The 17,458-nt window shown below is 64.7% G+C and carries 17 protein-coding genes; 5 read left to right on the plus strand and 12 right to left on the minus strand.

Annotation, left to right across the window (positions count from 1 at the left end; all coding sequences use genetic code 11):
• Positions 1-4 precede the first annotated feature (4 nt).
• From IE00_RS05455 to IE00_RS05500, 10 genes are all read right to left on the minus strand, one after another.
• Entirely contained in the window at positions 5-1,327 is a 1,323-nt protein-coding gene (locus IE00_RS05455; RefSeq protein WP_072296082.1) for a TRAP transporter large permease, read from the minus strand.
• Positions 1,324-1,845: a TRAP transporter small permease gene (locus IE00_RS05460; RefSeq protein WP_072296083.1), complete on the minus strand. Its 522-nt coding sequence runs from the start codon at positions 1,843-1,845 to the stop codon at positions 1,324-1,326. The genes IE00_RS05455 and IE00_RS05460 overlap by 4 nt, the downstream gene beginning before the upstream one ends.
• Before the next feature lie 2 nt (positions 1,846-1,847).
• Positions 1,848-2,888 carry a TRAP transporter substrate-binding protein gene (locus tag IE00_RS05465; RefSeq protein ID WP_072296084.1) on the minus strand — a complete coding sequence of 347 codons (1,041 nt, stop codon included), beginning with the start codon at positions 2,886-2,888 and terminating at the stop codon, positions 1,848-1,850.
• Between the two features lie 160 nt (positions 2,889-3,048).
• Positions 3,049-4,032, minus strand: coding sequence for an ABC transporter substrate-binding protein (locus IE00_RS05470; RefSeq protein WP_072296085.1), 984 nt, complete (start codon positions 4,030-4,032; stop codon positions 3,049-3,051).
• 34 nt (positions 4,033-4,066) lie between these two features.
• Positions 4,067-4,900 (minus strand): ABC transporter permease, encoded by an 834-nt coding sequence (locus IE00_RS05475; RefSeq protein WP_072296086.1) that lies wholly within the window; start codon positions 4,898-4,900, stop codon positions 4,067-4,069.
• Positions 4,897-5,772 (minus strand): ABC transporter permease, encoded by an 876-nt coding sequence (locus tag IE00_RS05480; protein WP_072296087.1) that lies wholly within the window; start codon positions 5,770-5,772, stop codon positions 4,897-4,899. The genes IE00_RS05475 and IE00_RS05480 overlap by 4 nt, the downstream gene beginning before the upstream one ends.
• Positions 5,765-6,544, minus strand: a complete 780-nt coding sequence (locus tag IE00_RS05485; protein WP_072296088.1) for an ABC transporter ATP-binding protein — start codon at positions 6,542-6,544, stop codon at positions 5,765-5,767. Before IE00_RS05485 ends, IE00_RS05480 begins: the two co-directional genes overlap by 8 nt.
• 3 nt (positions 6,545-6,547) lie before the next feature.
• A complete protein-coding gene (hydA, locus tag IE00_RS05490; RefSeq protein WP_072296089.1) occupies positions 6,548-7,999 on the minus strand; it encodes a dihydropyrimidinase in 1,452 nt (483 codons plus the stop codon).
• A gap of 27 nt (positions 8,000-8,026) precedes the next feature.
• Complete coding sequence (locus IE00_RS05495; protein WP_072296090.1) at positions 8,027-9,292, minus strand: Zn-dependent hydrolase; 1,266 nt, start codon at positions 9,290-9,292, stop codon at positions 8,027-8,029.
• A 65-nt stretch (positions 9,293-9,357) separates the two neighbouring features.
• Positions 9,358-10,683, minus strand: a complete 1,326-nt coding sequence (locus tag IE00_RS05500; RefSeq protein ID WP_072296091.1) for an aspartate aminotransferase family protein — start codon at positions 10,681-10,683, stop codon at positions 9,358-9,360.
• Positions 10,684-10,848: 165 nt separating this feature from the next.
• Here IE00_RS05500 and IE00_RS05505 point away from each other — a divergent pair, with 165 nt between their 5' ends.
• Positions 10,849-11,442, plus strand: a complete 594-nt coding sequence (locus IE00_RS05505; protein ID WP_371328428.1) for a TetR/AcrR family transcriptional regulator — start codon at positions 10,849-10,851, stop codon at positions 11,440-11,442.
• A 12-nt stretch (positions 11,443-11,454) separates the two neighbouring features.
• On the opposite strand, the gene IE00_RS05510 is transcribed toward IE00_RS05505, so the two are convergent.
• Entirely contained in the window at positions 11,455-12,042 is a 588-nt protein-coding gene (locus IE00_RS05510) for a TetR/AcrR family transcriptional regulator (RefSeq protein WP_072296093.1), read from the minus strand.
• A 153-nt stretch (positions 12,043-12,195) separates the two neighbouring features.
• Positions 12,196-12,756 (minus strand): DUF882 domain-containing protein, encoded by a 561-nt coding sequence (locus IE00_RS05515; RefSeq protein ID WP_072296094.1) that lies wholly within the window; start codon positions 12,754-12,756, stop codon positions 12,196-12,198.
• A 359-nt stretch (positions 12,757-13,115) separates the two neighbouring features.
• Between IE00_RS05515 and IE00_RS05520 the strand changes: the two genes are divergently transcribed.
• The 4 genes from IE00_RS05520 (at position 13,116) to IE00_RS05535 (ending at position 17,453) form a co-directional block, all read left to right on the plus strand.
• Entirely contained in the window at positions 13,116-14,690 is a 1,575-nt protein-coding gene (locus IE00_RS05520; protein WP_072296336.1) for a murein L,D-transpeptidase, read from the plus strand.
• Positions 14,691-14,760: 70 nt separating this feature from the next.
• Entirely contained in the window at positions 14,761-15,861 is a 1,101-nt protein-coding gene (gene lpxD / locus IE00_RS05525) for a UDP-3-O-(3-hydroxymyristoyl)glucosamine N-acyltransferase (RefSeq protein ID WP_072296095.1), read from the plus strand.
• 12 nt (positions 15,862-15,873) lie between these two features.
• Positions 15,874-16,140, plus strand: coding sequence for an acyl carrier protein (locus tag IE00_RS05530; protein WP_072296096.1), 267 nt, complete (start codon positions 15,874-15,876; stop codon positions 16,138-16,140).
• A 104-nt stretch (positions 16,141-16,244) separates the two neighbouring features.
• Positions 16,245-17,453, plus strand: a complete 1,209-nt coding sequence (locus IE00_RS05535; protein ID WP_072296337.1) for a beta-ketoacyl synthase — start codon at positions 16,245-16,247, stop codon at positions 17,451-17,453.
• The last annotated feature ends 5 nt before the right edge of the window (positions 17,454-17,458 follow it).

Raw genomic sequence — 17,458 nt, forward strand, 5'->3', positions numbered from 1 at the left:
GGCCTCATTGCAAGATGCGGGGCAGGAACAGCGCGATGGCCGGAAACAGCACCAGCAGGGCGATGCGCAGGATTTCCGAGGCAAAGAACGGCATGACGCCGCGAAAGGTGTCGCGCATGGGCACATCGCGGGCGACGGCATTGATGATGAAGACGTTCAGCCCGACTGGCGGCGTGATCAGGCCCAGTTCCACCACGACCAGAATGATGATCCCGAACCACAGCTTGGTTTCGTCCGGTGTCAGGCCGTAATCCAGCCCCGCGACGACCGGCCAGAAAAAGGGGATCGCCAGGATCACCATCGACAGGCTGTCCATCAGGCAGCCCAGTACCAGGAAGGTCACGATGATCAGCACCATGATCGTCATCGGCGCCAGCCCGCTGTTCTGCAACAGGTCGGCCGCCGCCTGCGGGACGCCCGCGCGCGACATGAAGATCTTGAGCAGTTCCGCCCCGAAGACGATCAGGAAGATCATGCCGCTGTTGCGCGCGGTTTCGAGCATGGCCTCGACCATGTCCTGCAGGCCCAGCCTGCGGCGTGCCACGCCATAGGCCACCACCATCACCACGCCGATCGCCGCCGCTGCGGTCGGGCTGTAGATGCCGGCATAGATGCCGCCGATGACCACGCCGAAGATCACGACGACCGGCAGCATCGCCACGGTCGCCCCGATCAGGTCATGCCGGCCGACGGGCTGCGCCTTGGGGCCCGAACCCGGCACCAGCCGCACATAGAGCGAGATCGCCGCGATGAACATCAGCGTCGCCAGGATCCCGGGGATCAGGGCGGCGGCGAACATGGTGACGATGTTGACCTCGACGATGATGGCATAGACGATCAGCACGACCGAAGGCGGGATCAGGATGCCAAGCGTGCCCCCCGCCGCGATGCAGCCGGTCGCCAGCGCGCCGCTGTAGCGGTATTTGCGCAGTTCGGGGATGGCGACCTGGCCCATGGTCGATGCCGTGGCGGTCGATGATCCGCAGACCGCCCCGAAGCCTGCGCAGGCGGCGATGGCCGCCATGGCGACGCCGCCCTGGAACCGGCCCAGCCAGGCATTCGCGCCCCGGAAGATGTCGGCGGACAACCCGCACCGTGCCGCCAACCCGCCCATCAGGATGAACATCGGCAGCACCGACAGGTCGTAGTTCGAGAACTGCGCGTAGGCCAGGTCCTTCAGCTGGTTCAGGATGATGGCCGGTCCCGATTGCAGGCAGATCCCCGCAAAACCGATCAGGATCATCGTATAGGCGATGGGCACCCGGATCGCGATCAGACCCAGCAGGGCGACCAGCCCGGCGATGCCGATCAGGAAGTTGTCGATCATGCGGAGGTCCCGTCATCATGGGGCGATCTGACGGCGCGCAACTGTGCCATCAGTGTCGCGCAGGCCGCAAGCGCCAGCAGCGCCAGCGACAGAAGGATCGGTGGAAAGGCCGTCCACAGGGGCAGGTTCAGGACAGGCGTGACCTCGCGGTATTTCAGATAGCTTTGCAGCCCGCCATACATCTGCACCAGCATCAGCACCGCGAAGGCCAGCGCCAGAACCGAAGACAGGACCGCCATCGCGGCCTTCTTTCGGGGACCCATCCGTTCGGTGAAGATGTCGACGGACACGTTCGCGCCGGTGATCTGGCAATAGGGCAGGAACATGAAGATCGCGATGGCGATGACATGCTTGACCAGTTCGTAATCCGCCGCGAAGGGCTTGCCGATCAGCAGGTTCGACACCGCGCTGCCCGCCGTCATCAGCGCCAGCCCCATGGTCAGGACCCCGCCCAGCAGCGCCCATCCGCGGGTGATCCGCAAGATCCACCCGCGGGGGGCGCAGCCTTCGTCCAGCATGCTCAACCCTGGCGGTCCGCGATGGCCTGACGGGCGGCGGCGACAAGGGCATCGGCGTCAAAGCCCGATTGCGCGGCGGCCCAGTCATCGACCACAGAGGCCAGGACCTGATTGAAGGCGGCCATTTCATCTTCGGTCAGGACGACATGTTCGTTGCCGTTGTCGACCGCCATCTGGATGCCGACATCATCGGCGGCGCGCCAGATCTCGGCGACCTCGCGCAGCCAGTCCTCGCCGCTGTTGTCGGTAAAGATCTGCTGCAGCTCGGGGTCGATGCCGTTCCACCGGGCCTTGTTCATCGAGACCTGGAAGGTGGTGGTGCCAAAGCGGTTCCGGTCGGGGCCTTCGATCTGGTACTGCGTCGATTCGAACAGCTGCAGGGGCGGGATGATCTCCCACGGGATCAGGGCGCCGTCGACGGCGCTGGTGCCAAGCGCCTGCGGCAGGTCGGGCACGGGCATGGTGACGGGGGTGGCGCCCATCGCCTCGACCACGGCATTGCCGGTGGGGCCGGGGACGCGCAGTTTCAGGCCCTGGGTATCGGCGGGGCTGCGGACCAGCTTTTGGGCCATCTGGATCGCCTGGCCCGCATGGACATGCAGGAACAGCACGTGGACATCGGCGAAATCGGCGGCAAGGTGATCGGCAAAGATGTCGCGCATCGCCAGGTTCGTCGCGGCCAGGTCGTTGGTGAAGATCGTCGGCAGCTCGAAGATCTCGGCCCGCGGGAAAAGTCCGGGGGTATAGCCGTTCACCGTCCAGACGATGTCGACGACGCCCTCGGCCACCTGGCGGAACAGCTGCGGGGGCGCACCGCCAAGCGACATGGCGGGATACAGCTCGATCCGGATGCGGCCTTCGGATTGTTCCTGGATGCGGTCGGCCCAGGGCTGCAGCATCTTGGCATGGGCGGGTGCCTGGGGGCCAAGGAAATGGTGCAGCTTCAGGTCGACCTGCGGGGATTGCGCCCAGGCCTTGCGCATATAGGCCGGCAGGGCGACCGCAGCCGCACCGCTGGCAAGGATCTGCCGTCGATTGATCATGATATCCTCCCATGTGACCGGCACATCTCCTCAGGGGCCGGTCGAAAAGGATGTTAGGGGGGATTGGACGCGGCAGGAATGGACAATTTTTTCCAATAATAGGACAAATCAACCTGCAGCAGCTGGGCGGGGCCGTTCTGGATCGGCCCCGCGCCTGTGGTTACTGGAAGGCGCGGTCCGTGACGGTCGGAACCCAAGCGCCTTCGGGCGCCTGCGCGATCACCGGGTCGGACCCGCCCGACAACAGGATGTCGACCGTGCGCTGGTAATCGGCCTCGTCCAGCGTGCCGTCCGAACCTTCCAGCAGCTTGGCGATCTCGGACATCATGCGGGTCTGGTGCTCGATGGTCTGCGCGCCGGTCTCGTCATTTTCCAAGACGATCTCGGCGGCTTCCTCGGGGTTTTCGGCGGCATAGGTCCAGCCCTTCATGCTGGCGCGCACGAACTTGGCCAGATCCTCGACCTTGGCATCGTCCTGCAGCGTTTCTTCCAGCACATAGAGGCCATCCTCCAGAGTGGCGACGCCCTGGTCTTCGTATTTGAAGGTGACCAGATCCTCGGGCGTCAGGCCCGCATCCAGCACCTGGCCATATTCGTTATAGGTCATGGTGCTGATGCAGGCCGCCTGCTTTTGCAGCAGCGGATCGACGTTGAAGCCCTGCTTCAGGACCGTGACGCCATCCTCGCCCCCTTCGGTCGACAGGCCAAGCGTGTTCATCCAGGACAGGAAGGGATATTCGTTGCCCGCAAACCAGACGCCAAGCGTCTTGCCCGCGAAATCGGTCTTGGGATCGCTGATGCCGCTTTCCTTCAGGCAGGTCAGCATCATCCCCGATGCTTTGAAGGGCTGCGCGATATTGACCAGCGGCAGGCCCTTTTCGCGGGCGGCCAGCGCGGCGGGCATCCATTCGACGACGACATCCGCGCCACCGCCCGCCAGCACCTGCGTAGGGGCGATGTCGGGGCCGCCGGGCTTGATGGTGACGTTCAGGCCCTCTTCTTCGTAAAAGCCCTTTTCCTGCGCCACGTAATACCCCGCGAACTGGGCCTGCGTGACCCATTTCAGCTGCAGGGTCAGATCGCCCGCATGGGCGGCCCCCGCCATCAGAGCCAGTCCCGCGGCCGAGATCATCAGTCGTTTCATATCCCAAACTCTCCTGTTGGTGGGGCGTGCCCCGTTACTTGCGCTGCGACGGGTGCCAGAACGTCACCTTCTTTTCGATCAGCGCGACAAGTCCATAGAACAGCGTTCCCGCAATGGCCGCCACGACAATCTCTGCCCAGACAAGTGGCAGATCCAGCCGTCCCACGGCGGTCGAAATGCGGAACCCCATGCCCCGCGTCGGGCTGCCGAAGAACTCGGCCACGATGGCGCCGATCAGGGCCAGGGTCGTGGTGATCTTCAGCCCGTTGAACAGGAAGGGCATCGCGGCAGGCAGGCGCAGCTTCCACAGTGACGCCGCATAGGGCGCGGCCCAGCTGGCCATCAGGTCGCGCTGCATCGCGTCGGTGGCCTTCAGCCCCGCGACCATGTTCACCAGGATCGGGAAGAAGACCATGACCACGACCACCGCCGCCTTGGACTGCCAATCGAAACCGAACCACATGACCAAGATCGGCGCGATGCCGACGATGGGCAGGGCGGCCACGAAATTGCCGATGGGCAGCAGCCCGCGCTGCAGGAACGGGCTTCGGTCGATGGCGATGGCGGTCAGCATCGCCGCCAATCCCCCGATCAGCCAGCCCGTCAGCGCGCCGCGCAGGATGGTCTGGACGAAATCGGTCCACAGGATGCTGCGGTTCGCGACAAGGCTGGTGGCGATCTGGCTGGGGGCGGGCAGGATGACGGCGGGGATGGCATAGATCCTGACGGCCATTTCCCACAGGATCAGCAGGGTGGCACCAAAGACGACGGCGACCGCCATGCGGCTGAGGCGCGTGTCGAACCGGGCCAGCCAGATGTTCAGCGCCCAACCGCCCAGCCAGACACCGATGATGGGCAATGCGTTCATCGTGCCAACCCCATGCGCCGCAGCGTCGCCTTTTCGATGATGCCAACGATGGCCACCAGTCCCGCCGCCAGAAGGGCCGCGGCAAACAGCGCCGACCAGATCTGCACCGTCTGGCCGTAATAGCTGCCCGAGAGCAGCCGCGCGCCCAGTCCCGCCGTGGCGCCCGCGGGCAGTTCGCCCACGATGGTGCCGACAAGGGCGGCCGCGATGGCGACCTTCAGGCTGGTGAACAGATAGGGCAGGGACGAAGGCAGGCGCAGCCGCCAGAATTGCTGATTGTCACTGGCGCTCCAGGATTTCATCTGGTCCAGCTGCATGGCGTCGGGCGTGCGCAGCCCCTTGACCATACCGACCAGCACCGGAAAGAAGGAAAGCCAAGCCGCGATGATCGCCTTGGGCAGCAGGCCGGTGACGCCCGCGCTGGCAAAGACCACGATCACCATCGGTGCGATGGCCAGGATGGGCACGGTCTGGCTGGCCACGGCCCAGGGCATGACCGACTGGTCCATGCTGCGGCTGTGAACGATGCCCACGGCCAGCAGGATGCCCGCGCCCGCCCCGATGGCAAATCCCGCCAGTGTCGCCGACAGCGTCACCCAAGCGTGCCAGACCAGGCTGCGCCGCGACGTGATGGCCTGCCCCGCGATCCCGTCGTAAAGACCCACCGCGACCTGATGGGGTGCGGGCAGGATGGGGCGGTCCTGGGTCAGGGTGTTCCCGATCATCTGCGGGGTCGTCAGTTCGACGCCGGCGCGGGCGGCCTGATCGCGTTCCCATGTCGCGTTCATGCGCACCGCGCCCAGATACCAGATGGTGATGATGACCAGCAGCACCGTCAGGATGGGGGTGCCTGCGCGCCAGACCCTAGTCATAGCTGTGCCCTTCGCGCAGACCCTCGCGGACCTCATGCGCCAGCGCGATGAATTCCGGCGTGTCGCGGATGTCCAGCGGGCGTTCGCGGGGCAGGGTGCTGTGGATGACCCGCGTGATGCGGCCCGGACGCGGCGACATCACGACGATCTTGGTGGACAGATAGACGGCCTCGGGGATCGAATGGGTCACGAAGCCGATGGTCTTTTCGGTCTTGGCCCAGAGGGTCAGCAGCGCCTCGTTCAGGCGGTCGCGGACGATTTCATCCAGCGCCCCGAAGGGTTCGTCCATCAGCAGGATATCGGCATCGAAGGCCAGCGCGCGGGCGATGCTGGCCCGCTGCTGCATGCCGCCCGACAGCTGCCAGGGATATTTGCCGCCGAAACTGTCCAGTTCGACCAGTTCCAGGACATGGGCGATGCGCTTGGCGCGTTCTTCGCGGGAAAACCCCATGATTTCCAGCGGCAACGAGATATTGCCTTTGATCGTGCGCCACGGATAGAGCCCCGGCGCCTGGAAGACATAGCCATAGGCCCGTGCCTTGCGCGCCTGGTCGGGCGTCATCCCGTTCACGCTGATCTGCCCCGCCGTCGCGGTTTCCAGCGCGGCGACGCTGCGCAGAAAGGTGGTCTTGCCACAGCCCGAAGGACCGATGAAGCTGACGAATTCGCCGCGCTTGATGTCCAGATCCACGTCCTTCAGCGCGTGGATCGGGCCGTCGGCCGTCTGGAAGGTCAGGCCGACGCCCTGCGCCTTGATGACAGTGTCGTCCAATCGTCAGACCCCGCTTGCCGGAATGCCGCCACGCGCGATCGGGCGCGGGGCTGTCAGTTCCTTCCAGGCACTCAGCGCCCGGTTCACCTGGCCGCGCGGTTCGCGGGCGACGAATTCGCCATGGCCTTCGCGGCTGTCGACCTTGCCCTCGGTCACGGCGACGACGCCGCGGGTCAGGGTAAAGCGGGGCAAGCCTGTGACCTGCTGGCCTTCGAAGACGTTGTAATCGATGGCGGATTGCTGGCTGCCGGCGCTGATCGTCTTGCTGGCCTTGGGGTCCCAGACCACCAGATCGGCATCGGCGCCGACCAGCACGGCCCCCTTGCGCGGATACATCCCCAGGATCTTGGCGATGTTTGTGGATGTCGCCGCCACGAATTCGTTGGGGGTCAGGCGGCCGGTTTCGACACCGTGCGTCCACAGCATCGGCATCCGATCCTCAAGCCCGCCGGTGCCGTTCGGGATCTTGGTGAAATCGTCGATGCCATAGCGCTTCTGTTCGGTGGTGAAGGCGCAATGATCCGTCGCCACCACCGAAAGGCTGCCCGATTGCAGACCGGCCCAGAGGCTGTCCTGATGCTGCTTGTTGCGGAAGGGGGGCGACATGACGCGGCGGGCGGCATGGTCCCAATCGGCGTTGAAATATTCGCTTTCGTCGAGGGTCAGGTGCTGGATCAGCGGTTCGCCCCAGACGCGCTTGCCTTGTTGGCGTGCGCGGCGGATGGCCTCGTGGCTGTCCTCGCAGCTGACATGGACCACATAGAGCGGCACGCCCGCCATGTCGGCAACCATGATGGCGCGGTTCGTGGCCTCGCCCTCGACCTGGGGCGGGCGGGAATAGGCATGGGCCTCGGGGCCGGTATTGCCTTCGGCCAGCAGGCGCGCAGAGAGTTCGGCCACCACGTCGCCGTTTTCGGCATGGACCATGGCGATGCCGCCCAGATCGCCGACCCGGCGGAAGGACGCGAACAACTCGTCGTCATTCACCATCAAGGCGCCCTTGTAGGCCATGAAGTGCTTGAAGCTGGTGATGCCGCGATCGACGACCGCCTGCATTTCGTCAAAGACCTGTTCGCCCCACCACGTCACCGCCATGTGATAGCTGTAGTCGCAATGCGCGCGGCCCGATTTGTTGTCCCACATCTGCAGCGCATCCAGCAGGCCCTGGCCGGGCGAGGGCAGGGCGAAATCCACCACCATCGTCGTGCCGCCTGCCAGCGCCGCGCGGGTGCCGCTTTCGAAGTCATCGGCCGAATAGGTGCCCATGAAGGGCATTTCCAGATGGGTGTGGGGGTCGATGCCGCCGGGCATGACATAGCATCCCGTGGCGTCCAGAACCGTGTCGCCCATCAGCCCCTCGCCGATGGTGGTGATCTTGCCGCCCTCGATCAGGACATCGGATTTGTGGGTCAGATCTGCGGTGACGATGGTGCCGTTCCTGATGACAGTGCTCATCTTTCCAGCCCTTTCTTGAGGTTGCGTTCAGCGGACGATCTCGGCGGCGTCCAGCACCGCATGCAGCAGCACGTCACCCCCCGCAGCCGCCCATTGCGGCGTGATCTGTTCGGCCTCGTTGTGGGACAGGCCGTCGACGCAGGGGCACATGATCATCACGGTCGGCGCGACCTTGTTGATCCAGCAGGCGTCGTGTCCCGCCCCCGAGATGATGTCCATGTGGCTGTGCCCCAGCCGTTCCGCCGCCTGCCGGACCGATGCGACCAGCGCCGGATCGAAGGTCACCGGGTCGAAATGGCCGACCGGCTCGATCTCGATGCCCAGGCCCAGTTCCTTGGCGATGCCGGCGGCCTCGGCCTCGAGCCTGGCGCGCATCGAGGTCAGCTTTTCCAGATCGGGCGAGCGGAAATCGATGGTGAAGACCGCCTTGCCGGGGATCACGTTGCGGCTGTTGGGATAGACATTGGCCTGGCCCACGGCGCCCACGGCGGCGGGCTGGTGATCCATGGCGATGCGGTGCACGGCCTCGGTGATGCGCGCCATGCCAAGCCCGGCGTTGACGCGCATGGTCATGGGGGTCGATCCGGTATGGGCATCCTTGCCGGTCAGCGTGACCTGCAGCCACCACAGGCCCTGGCCATGGGTGACGACGCCGATATCCTTGCCCTCGGCCTCCAGGATGGGACCCTGTTCGATGTGGTATTCGAACATGGCGTGGATCGGGCGTTTGCCTACGTCCTCGGTCCCGCGCCAGCCGATGCGGTCCAGTTCCTCGCCAAAGCTCTTGCCCTCGGCATCCTTGCGGCTGTTGGCGTAATCCTCGGTCAGAACCCCCGCGAAGACGCCCGAGGCCAGCATGGCCGGGGCGAAACGCGCGCCTTCCTCGTTGGTCCAGTTGACCACCACGATGGGGCGGCGCGTCCTGACGCCCATGTCGCGGATCGAGCGGACCACCTCGAGACCCGCCAGGACCCCCAGCACGCCGTCATATTTTCCGCCGGTGGGCTGGGTATCCAGATGGCTGCCGATATAGACGGGGTCCAGGTCGGGTTCGGTGCCCTCGTGGCGCATGAACATGTTGCCCATGCGGTCCAGCCCCATGGTCATGCCCGCATCCTCGCACCAGGACTGGAACAGGCGGCGGCCTTCGGCATCCGCATCGGTCAGGGTCTGGCGATTGTTTCCCCCGGCAATCCCCGGACCCACCTTGGCCATCTGCATCAGGCTGTCCCACAGCCGGTCGCCATCGATCTTCATGTTGGCAGCCGAAACCACCCCGCTTGCAACGGTCATGTCTTGTCCTTCCTGTCTGGCCGCCCCGTTCTGATGCGGGGTCGGCTTGATGGGTGTCTTGGCGGTCAGGCGGCCTGTTTCAGGACCTGCCCCAATGTGCCGATCAGCTCGTCGATCTGCGCCTCCGAGATGATCAGCGGCGGCGACAGCGCGATGATGTCGCCGGTGACGCGGATCAGGATGCCGGCCTCGAAGGCCTTGACGAAGACGTCGAAGGCCCGCTTGCCGGGTTCCCCCGCGATGGGGGCCAGTTCGACCGCGCCGATCAGGCCCATGTTGCGGATGTCGATGACATTGGGATGGTCGCGCAACCCATGCAGCGCCTCCTGCCAATAGATCTCCAGATCGGCGGCGCGGGTCAGCAGCCCTTCCTCGGCATAGGTGTCCAGCGTGGCAAGGGCCGCGGCGCAGCTGATCGGGTTGCCGGAATAGGTATAGCCGTGGAACAGCTCGATCATGTGTTCCGGGCCCTGCATGAAGGCGTCGTGGATCTGCGCCGTCGCCAGCACCGCGCCCATGGGGATGACGCCGTTCGTCAGACCCTTGGCGCAGGTGATCATGTCGGGGATCACCCCGAAATGCTGGGCGGCGAAGGGGCTGCCCAAACGGCCGAAGCCGGTGATGACCTCGTCGAAGATCAGCAGGATGCCGTGCTTGCGGGTGATGTCGCGCAGGCGCTGCAGATATCCCTTGGGGGGCATCAGCACGCCGGTCGATCCGGCCATCGGTTCGACGATGACGGCGGCGATGGTTTCGGCGCCATGCAGCGCGACGATGCGTTCCAGTTCATCGGCCAGGTTCGCGCCGTGTTCGGGCTGGCCCTTGGTGAAGACGTTTTCGGGCAGGTGGGTGTGGGGCATGTGATCGACGCCCGCCAGCAGCGTGCCGAAATGGCGGCGGTTGTTGACGATGCCGCCGACCGAAATGCCCCCGAAACCCGTCCCGTGATAGCCGCGTTCACGCCCGATCAGACGTGTGCGCGATGCATCACCGCGCGCGCGGTGATAGGCCAGCGCGATCTTCAGGGCCGTATCGACGGCCTCGGACCCCGAGTTGCAGTAGAAGACGTGTTCCATGCCGTCGGGCGCGATGTCGACGATGCGGTTTGCCAGCTCGAACGCCAGCGGATGGCCCATCTGGAAGGCGGGGGCATAGTCAAGTTCGGCCACCTGCTTTTGCACCGCCTCGGTGATGCGGGGGCGGCAATGGCCGGCGTTGCAGCACCACAGGCCCGCGGTCCCGTCCAGGATCTGGCGATCATCCGACGCGGTGTAATGCATGTCCTTTGATGCGACCAGCATCCGCGGCGCCGACTTGAACTGCCGGTTGGCGGTATACGGCATCCAGAAGGCGCGCAGATCATTCGGGGCGGGCTTGCGGTCAAGCGGCATCGTGGGAACCCTTTTGAATTATTGACCAAACGGTCAGGATCAAGCTAGCACGGGTCGGATACCAGTCAAGCACGGTGAACCCTTGCGTGACATTTCCCCCCGGACTGCTCAAAATCAGATCATGCCAGAGCGGAGGCACCGATGACAGACGCGAAAATGCCCCGAATGACCCGGATTCAGCAGAAGAATCGCGATCTGATCATGGATGGGGCGTTGAACGTTTTTTCGGCAAACGGTTTTCGCGGGACGACGATCGACCAGATCGCGTGGTCGGCCGGATTGTCCAAGCCGAACGTGCTTTATTATTTTTCGTCCAAGGACGACATCCACCGGACCCTGCTGACGGAACTTCTGGACATGTGGCTGGCCCCCATGCAGCAGATCGATCCGGCGGGTGATCCGATGTCCGAGGTCCTGGGCTATGTCGCCGCCAAGATGCGCATGTCGCGGGACTATCCCCGCGAATCGCGCCTCTTCGCCTATGAGATCCTGCAAGGCGCGCCGCACCTGACCCAGATCCTGGGGGGCGGCCTGCGCGAGATCGTCGACCGGACGGTGGCGGTGCTGCAGGGCTGGATGGATGACGGGCGGCTGGCGCGGACCGATCCGCGCCACCTGATCTTCTCGATCTGGTCGATGACCCAGCATTATGCCGATTTCGAGATCCAGGTGCGCGCCGTGCTGGGTCGCGGGCGCGATCCTTTCGACGAAGGGCAGGCATTTCTGGATCAGATGTATCGCAAACTGCTGACGCCCTAGCCGTGCCCGGCCCTAGTCGGAAGCCCGACCCAGCATTTCGGCGGCGGTCAGGATCAACGACAGGTTCTCATGGGCCGAGGCGATGAAATCGTCGCGCGTTCCGGCCACCCAATCCTTGGTCGCGGCATTGGTGGCCGCGATGATCGCGGCTGCCAGGATCTCGATGACGCGTTCGTCCGATCCGGGCAGGCGGCGGTGCAGCAGGCCGCGCATCTGCGCGCGCCGCGCCAGCATGGCACTGTTGCGCAGGGCCTCCAGCTTGGCATCGCTGTCGGAGAGAGCCAGCATGTGGCCGATCATCTCACGCTCACCCAGATAGCGTTCCAGATGGGCCGAGATCAGCGTCTGCAGATCGTCGATCAGGCGCCCTTTGCCGGCCACGAATTTTTCGGAAGCTTCGGGCGGATAGTCGGGCGGCGGACCCATCAGGGCCGCCTCCTTGTAGGGGTAATAGTTGAAGAACGTGCGCGTGCTGATTCCCGCGTGGCGGGCGATCGCTTCGGTCGTGACGTTGGCGATGCCATCGCGGACCGAAAGTTCGACGGCGGCCGCCTGGATGATCTTGGCGGTTCGAAAGCGGCGCGTGTTCTGGGGGCTCATGTAGGTCCGTTCTTCAGCATGGATCGTTCCTGCAAGGCTGACCGCAGCCGGGATGAAGGGCAAGCCCGAAATGCGACAAGGCCCGTTTCCGGGCAACGCCCCTTGCCGATGGGCAAGGGCGCAAGTCATATCCATGCAGGCACGTGCCGGGGGTCAGCTGCCCCAGGTGCGGACCGGGCCGCAATCCATATGCACGAAGTTCGAACGGCTGTAGCGTCCGACGCCACCACCGCGGCAGGCAGCCGCTGCCTGGAACATCTGCGCGACCGAACGCGACTTCAGCCGCAGGTCGGCAGCCTTGCCGGTCATGTGCAGCGAGTTCTTGGCGACACCGCTGGAATTGCGGCGCAGCATCGCATTGGTGCGCGGCGACCGGTATCCCGACAGCATCATGTAAGGTTCGTTCGTCTGCAGCAGGCGCGAGGATGCGGCCGCCACGTCGATGGTGCGCGGGTCGATCCCGATCACTTCGCCGGTGCGCCAGTCGCGCATGAAGACGTTGATTTCATTCAGGGCTTCGCGGATATACTTGCCGTCGACCCAATAGACGGTGTCGATGCTTTCGCCGGTACGTCCCGAATACATGCGCACGCGGCGCATGTCGCCGGCCCCGCGAAGGAACCCGAAAGCGTTGGCCATAACCGGAGCAGCCACGACGCTGGTTGCTGCGAATGCGCCCAGCACGCCGCGACGGGAGATGAGGTCCATTGTCATGTCAGATCGCCTGTCCTGCTTCGTTTTTTGGATCCGCGAAACTTTCGCGGCATGTCGTGGTTTATCCCCGACTTGCTAACATTGTGTCAAAATACCTTGAGGTTGAGAAACGGATTCTGCCCCTGCATTCCATGATAGGTTGTATTTCGGCAAGAAACCGCCCAATTTTGCGGTTGTTGCAGATCGAACGAAACCCTGTGACTTGGTTGCAACGGACCTTTTTCTCGCACGGTACCAGTGGGATGGCTGGTGGCTTGTGCCATCCGGGTATGAGACAATCGGTAACTGTTGAATTGGGGTGTGTCATGTCGGCTTGGCGTGTGGGTTCGGTTTTTGCAATCTTGCTGGGGGCTGCGGCGATGTCCGCACCGGCCATGGCGCAGGAAAGGGTCGCGGCCCTGATGTCGGTGCCGGGGCCCAAGCTGCAGTTTTCGGCGGCGCAGATGGATCTGGCCCGGGCCGTCGCGGGTGATTCCGACCTGGCGGCCTTTTATGGCGGCAACGGGTTGGCCCCGGTCTTCATCGGGCCGCAGGCCGAGGCACGCCGCCAAGCCGTCAAACTGGCGATCGAGGCGATGCCGCGCCATGGTATTCCGGCGTCCCGCTATGATGCGGCGTCGTTGCCCGACCATCCCCGCAGCGTCATGGACGAGGTGGCCTATGCCACCCGCGCCGCGCGCCTGCTGCGCGACCTGAAGAGCGGCATCCTGTCGCCTTCGGCGGTGGAACCCGATATCAAGCGCGCGCCAACCCGTCCCGCCGTCGTGGCGTCGCTGCGCGAATTTCAGGCCTCGGCCGATCCGACGGCGGTTCTGATGAACGCTGGCCCCAGCCATCCCGCCTACAAGACGCTCCAGGACGCGCTGTTCGGCCCCGAAAGGCTGACCGTGCCGCAGGGCCTGCCCAAAGCGCCCGAGGCCGTCTGGCGTGTCGGCCAATCGGGTCCCGGCGTCGTGCCGCTGCGCGACCGGCTGGCCGCGATCGGCTTTGCCGCGGAGAGTGCCGATCCGACGCTCTATGATGCGGCAATGTCGCAGGCCGTGGCGGATTACCAACGTGCAGTCGGCCTGCGCGACGACGGCATCGCGGGCCCGCAGACCATCCGTCTGCTGAATGGTGAGGCGGCTGGCGGACGGAATGCCCGCCAGCGCGCGATCCTGGTTGCCATGGAACGCCTGCGCTGGATGGGTTCGGATGATTTCGACGGTCGCTATGTCTGGGTGAACATCCCGCAATATGAAACCGCCATCTTCCAAGACGGGCAAGAGGTCTTTCGGACCCGCAGCGTCGTGGGCAAGAATGACGAACACATGCGCACGCCAGAATTTTCGGACATGATGTCGAACGTGGTGGTGAACCCGTCCTGGAACGTTCCGCGGTCGATCACGACGCGCGAATACCTGCCCAAGCTGCAGGCCAATCGCAACGCCGTGTCGCATCTGGACGTGGTGGACGGTCGCGGAAACGTCGTGTCCCGCGACAGCATCGACTTCAACCGCTACAGCGCCAGTAGCTTTCCCTATCGGATGCGCGAAAAGCCAAGCGAAGACAACGCCTTGGGGATCGTCAAATTCATCTTCCCGAACCAATGGAACATCTATCTGCACGACACGCCCAGCAAGCACCTGTTCGCCAACGCGACCCGCGCCTATTCGCATGGCTGCGTGCGCATCGGCGATCCGCGGGACCTGGCGCGCGAACTGTTGTCCACCCAGAGCGATGATCCGGCGGGGCTGTTCCAGCGCACCCTCGACAGCGGGCGCGAAACCTGGCTGACCCTGCGTCCTGCCGTTCCGGTTCACCTGGTCTATTTCACGGCCTGGCCAGACCAGACGGGACAGGTCAGGCTGTATGGTGATATCTATGGACGTGACGGTCGCATCTGGCAGGCCCTGCAGGCGCAGGGCGTGGGTCAGATCGACACGGCATCGTAAGCCCGGGCGGTCGCGTTTTGCTGGAAGGGCGCTGGCAAACGCGCTAAGTCCCTGGCCAAAAGGGGGCAACATGACCGTCACGATCAAGGAACTGGCGCAGTCGCTGGATGCGCGCGCCTGGGGCGAAACCGATCTGCAGGTCACAGGGGCCGGCGAACCCGCCCAGACCGAACCCGCAGGTCCCACGGGGGGGCAGATTGCCCTGGCCATGGCACCCAAATATGCCGAAGCGCTGCGTCCGGGCTGCATCGCCATCCTGGCTGAGGGCATGGAGCCGGAAGCCTATGGCGTCCGGGCCGCGATCTTTGCGCCGCGCCCGCGCCTGGTGATGGCGGGCCTGACGCGGGCCTTCGACCAGGGGCCCGACATCGAACCCGGCATTCACGCCACGGCGGTGATTCACCCTACGGCCAGCATCGGCGACGGCGCCGCCATCGCGCCCTTCGTGGTCATCGGACGCGATGCCGTGATCGGGGCGAATGCGCGGATCGCGTCGCATGTCAGCATCGGGCGCAATGCGCGCATCGGCAGCGACGCGGTCCTGCATGCGGGGGTGCGCATCGGCCATGACGTGATCGCGGGTGACCGGCTGTTCGTCCAGCCGGGCGCGGTCATCGGCGGCGACGGTTTTTCCTTTGTCACCCCCGAGGAATCGGGGATCGAGGAAATCCGGCGGACCTTGGGTGCGCGCGCCAACATTACCACCCAGCATTGGACACGCATCCATTCGCTTGGAACGGTCGAACTGGGCGACGATGTCGAGATCGGGTCGAACGCCACGATCGACCGTGGCACGATCCGCGCGACGCGCGTCGGGTCAGGCAGCAAGATCGACAATCTGGTGATGCTGGGCCACAATGTCGTGGTCGGCCAGGACTGCCTGCTGTGCAGCCAGGTGGGTATTGCCGGGTCCTCGACGGTGGGCGACCGGGTCGTGCTGGCGGGCAAGGTGGGTGTGTCGGACAACATCACCATCGGTGATGACGTGATCGCGGGCGGGGCGACCAAGATATTCACCCGCGTGCCGGCCGGCCGCGTCATTCTGGGCAATCCGGCGGTCAAGATGGAAACCCAGCTGGAAATCCAAAAGGCGATGCGGCGTCTGCCGCGTTTCGCACAACAGCTGTCAAAGCTTCAGGAAACCGTTACACGTCTGTTGGAGAAGGGCTAGGCAGGAGGCGACATGACCGAAGACATCAAGACCCGAATTCGTGCCATCATTGCCGAACAGGCGATGCTTGACCCCGAACAGGTGACCGACGACGCAACCCCCGAAGACCTGGGCATCGACAGCCTGGGCCTGGTCGAATCCATCTTCGCGATCGAGGAGGAGTTCGACATCACCATTCCCTTCAATGCGAACGAGCCCGAGAAGTCGGATTTCGACATCACGAACATGGGCACGATCATTGCTGCCGTCGAGCGCCTGGTCGCGGAAAAGGACGGATGAGCAAGAAGAAGGGCCTTTCGGTTCGCAAGCAGGCGGACAGGATCGACCAGGGGCTGGCGGCTCCGTCGGCGTCATCGGGCGGCGACGGGGGCGGACGCGACGGTCTGCGCCGCGTGGTGATCACCGGCGCAGGGACCATCAACGCCCTGGGCCACGACGTCGCATCCACGCTTGAGGCGTTCCGCGAGGGGCGTTGCGGCATCACCCAGCTGGATTTTCGCGATGTCGAACGGCTGTCGATCCAGATCGGCGGCCAGATCCACAACTGGACCCCCGAGACCTATTTCAACCGCCAGCAGATCCTGCTTTACGACAAGTTCACGCAGTTCACGCTGCTGGCCGCGAAACAGGCCGTGGCGCAGGCTGGGCTGAACTTTGAAGGCGCGCTTGGGCTGCGGTCCGGGGTCATCCTGGGCACGGCGGGCGGTGGGTTGAACACCTGGGACGAAAATTATCGCGCCGTCTATGAGGAGGGGAAGAACCGCGTTCACCCCTTTGTCGTCCCCAAGCTGATGAACAATGCCGCCGCCAGCCATGTCAGCATGGAATTCGGCCTGCGGGGGCCTGCCTTCACGGTGGCGACCGCCTGCGCCAGTTCGAACCACGCGATGGGGCTGGCCTTCCAGATGGTGCGGTCGGGGGCTGCGGATGTCATGCTGTCGGGCGGGTCCGAGGCGATGCTGTGCTTTGGCGGCGTGAAGGCCTGGGAGGGTCTGAGGGTCATGTCCAAGGATGCCTGCCGCCCCTTCAGCGCCAACCGCAACGGCATGGTGCAGGGCGAAGGTGCCGGCGTCTTCGTCTTCGAGGAGTATAGCCGCGCCAAGGCCCGTGGTGCCGATATCCTGGCCGAGGTCGTGGGCTTTGCCATGTCATCGGACGCCCAGGATATCGTCATGCCTTCGGCCCAAGGGGCTGAACGCGCGATCACAGGCGCGATGACGGATGCCGGTCTGAACCGTGATCAGATCGGCTATATCAACGCGCATGGCACGGGGACGGCGGCCAATGACAAGACCGAATGCGCGGCCGTGGCCCATGCCTTCGGGCATCACGCCGACAAGCTGATGATGTCATCGACCAAATCCATGCATGGCCACCTGATCGGCGGCACGGGCGCGGTCGAATTGCTGGCCTGCATCATGGCGTTGCGCGACGGGGTGATCGCACCGACCATCGGATATCAGGAACCCGACCCCGAATGCGCCCTGGACGTGGTTCCCAACGAAGCGCGCGAGGTCGAGGTCGAGGCGGTCCTGTCGAACGCCTTCGCCTTTGGCGGCCTGAACGCCGTCATCGCGCTGCGCCGGGTCTGATCAAC

This window comes from Paracoccus sp. SM22M-07 (genome assembly GCF_001887735.1).
In the GTDB taxonomy this organism is placed as follows: domain Bacteria; phylum Pseudomonadota; class Alphaproteobacteria; order Rhodobacterales; family Rhodobacteraceae; genus Paracoccus.